This is a genomic window from Pseudomonas sp. NPDC088322, from assembly GCF_044740745.1.
Taxonomy (GTDB): domain Bacteria; phylum Pseudomonadota; class Gammaproteobacteria; order Pseudomonadales; family Pseudomonadaceae; genus Aquipseudomonas; species Aquipseudomonas shirazensis.
This window is the reverse complement of sequence record NZ_JBIURK010000012.1, coordinates 1-2982: the sequence shown is the minus strand read 5'-3', so window position 1 is coordinate 2982 and position 2982 is coordinate 1. Positions and strand designations below refer to the sequence as shown.

At 51.9% G+C, this 2982-nt stretch carries 1 rRNA gene; it reads right to left on the bottom strand.

Annotated features, from left to right (window positions below):
• Positions 1-28 precede the first annotated feature (28 nt).
• Positions 29-2921, bottom strand: a 23S ribosomal RNA gene (locus ACIOAU_RS23565).
• Positions 2922-2982: the final 61 nt, after the last annotated feature.

The following is a 2982-nucleotide window of genomic DNA, read 5'->3' as shown; positions in this document are numbered from 1 at the left end:
CTGCATGAGCAAATTGCTTGGGTGTTATATGGTCAAGCCTCACGGGCAATTAGTATTGGTTAGCTCAACGCCTCACAGCGCTTACACACCCAACCTATCAACGTCGTAGTCTTCGACGGCCCTTCAGGGGATTCTAGATCCCAGTGAGATCTCATCTTGAGGCAAGTTTCCCGCTTAGATGCTTTCAGCGGTTATCTCTTCCGAACATAGCTACCCGGCAATGCCACTGGCGTGACAACCGGAACACCAGAGGTTCGTCCACTCCGGTCCTCTCGTACTAGGAGCAGCCCCTCTCAAATCTCAAACGTCCACGGCAGATAGGGACCGAACTGTCTCACGACGTTCTAAACCCAGCTCGCGTACCACTTTAAATGGCGAACAGCCATACCCTTGGGACCGGCTTCAGCCCCAGGATGTGATGAGCCGACATCGAGGTGCCAAACACCGCCGTCGATATGAACTCTTGGGCGGTATCAGCCTGTTATCCCCGGAGTACCTTTTATCCGTTGAGCGATGGCCCTTCCATACAGAACCACCGGATCACTAAGACCTACTTTCGTACCTGCTCGACGTGTGGGTCTCGCAGTCAAGCGCGCTTTTGCCTTTATACTCTACGACCGATTTCCGACCGGTCTGAGCGCACCTTCGTACTCCTCCGTTACTCTTTGGGAGGAGACCGCCCCAGTCAAACTACCCACCATACACTGTCCTCGATCCGGATAACGGACCTGAGTTAGAACCTCAAAGTTGCCAGGGTGGTATTTCAAGGATGGCTCCATGAGAACTGGCGTCCCCACTTCAAAGCCTCCCACCTATCCTACACAAGCAAATTCAAAGTCCAGTGCAAAGCTATAGTAAAGGTTCACGGGGTCTTTCCGTCTAGCCGCGGATACACTGCATCTTCACAGCGATTTCAATTTCACTGAGTCTCGGGTGGAGACAGCGCCGCCATCGTTACGCCATTCGTGCAGGTCGGAACTTACCCGACAAGGAATTTCGCTACCTTAGGACCGTTATAGTTACGGCCGCCGTTTACCGGGGCTTCGATCAAGAGCTTCGCTTGCGCTAACCCCATCAATTAACCTTCCGGCACCGGGCAGGCGTCACACCCTATACGTCCACTTTCGTGTTTGCAGAGTGCTGTGTTTTTAATAAACAGTCGCAGCGGCCTGGTATCTTCGACCGGCAAAAGCTTACGGGGTAAACCCTTCACCTTCGCCGGCGCACCTTCTCCCGAAGTTACGGTGCCATTTTGCCTAGTTCCTTCACCCGAGTTCTCTCAAGCGCCTTGGTATTCTCTACCTAACCACCTGTGTCGGTTTGGGGTACGGTTCCCGATTGTCTGAAGCTTAGGAGCTTTTCTTGGAAGCATGGCATCAACCACTTCGTCGCCTAAAGGCAACTCGTCATCAGCTCTCGGCCTTGAGATCCCGGATTTGCCTAAGATCTCAGCCTACCACCTTAAACTTGGACTACCAACGCCAAGCTGGCCTAGCCTTCTCCGTCCCTCCATCGCAACAATCGGAAGTACAGGAATATTAACCTGTTTTCCATCGACTACGCTTTTCAGCCTCGCCTTAGGGACCGACTAACCCTGCGTCGATTAACGTTGCGCAGGAAACCTTGGTCTTTCGGCGTGCAAGTTTTTCACTCGCATTGTCGTTACTCATGTCAGCATTCGCACTTCTGATACCTCCAGCAAGCTTCTCAACTCACCTTCACAGGCTTACAGAACGCTCCTCTACCGCATCACCAAAAGGTGATACCCGTAGCTTCGGTGCATGGTTTGAGCCCCGTTACATCTTCCGCGCAGGCCGACTCGACTAGTGAGCTATTACGCTTTCTTTAAAGGGTGGCTGCTTCTAAGCCAACCTCCTAGCTGTCTAAGCCTTCCCACATCGTTTCCCACTTAACCATGACTTTGGGACCTTAGCTGACGGTCTGGGTTGTTTCCCTTTTCACGACGGACGTTAGCACCCGCCGTGTGTCTCCCATGCTCGGCACTTGTAGGTATTCGGAGTTTGCATCGGTTTGGTAAGTCGGGATGACCCCCTAGCCGAAACAGTGCTCTACCCCCTACAGTGATACATGAGGCGCTACCTAAATAGCTTTCGAGGAGAACCAGCTATCTCCGAGCTTGATTAGCCTTTCACTCCGATCCACAGGTCATCCGCTAACTTTTCAACGGTAGTCGGTTCGGTCCTCCAGTTAGTGTTACCCAACCTTCAACCTGCCCATGGATAGATCGCCCGGTTTCGGGTCTATACCCAGCGACTAAACGCCCTATTAAGACTCGCTTTCGCTACGCCTCCCCTATTCGGTTAAGCTCGCCACTGAATATAAGTCGCTGACCCATTATACAAAAGGTACGCAGTCACCTAACAAAGTAGGCTCCCACTGCTTGTACGCATACGGTTTCAGGATCTATTTCACTCCCCTCTCCGGGGTTCTTTTCGCCTTTCCCTCACGGTACTGGTTCACTATCGGTCAGTCAGTAGTATTTAGCCTTGGAGGATGGTCCCCCCATGTTCAGACAAAGTTTCTCGTGCTCCGTCCTACTCGATTTCATTGATAAGAGATTTTCGTGTACGGGGCTATCACCCACTACGGCCGCACTTTCCAGAGCGTTCCACTAATCTCAAACCAACTTAAGGGCTGGTCCCCGTTCGCTCGCCACTACTAAGGGAATCTCGGTTGATTTCTTTTCCTCAGGGTACTTAGATGTTTCAGTTCCCCTGGTTCGCCTCTTGCACCTATGTATTCAGTACAAGATACTCAGCTTATGCTGAGTGGGTTCCCCCATTCAGAGATCTCTGGATCACAGTCTGTTTGCCGACTCCCCAAAGCTTATCGCAGGCTACCACGTCTTTCATCGCCTCTGACTGCCAAGGCATCCACCGTATGCGCTTCTTCACTTGACCATATAACCCCAAGCAATCTGGTTATACTGTGAAGACGACATTCGCCGAAAATTCGTACTGC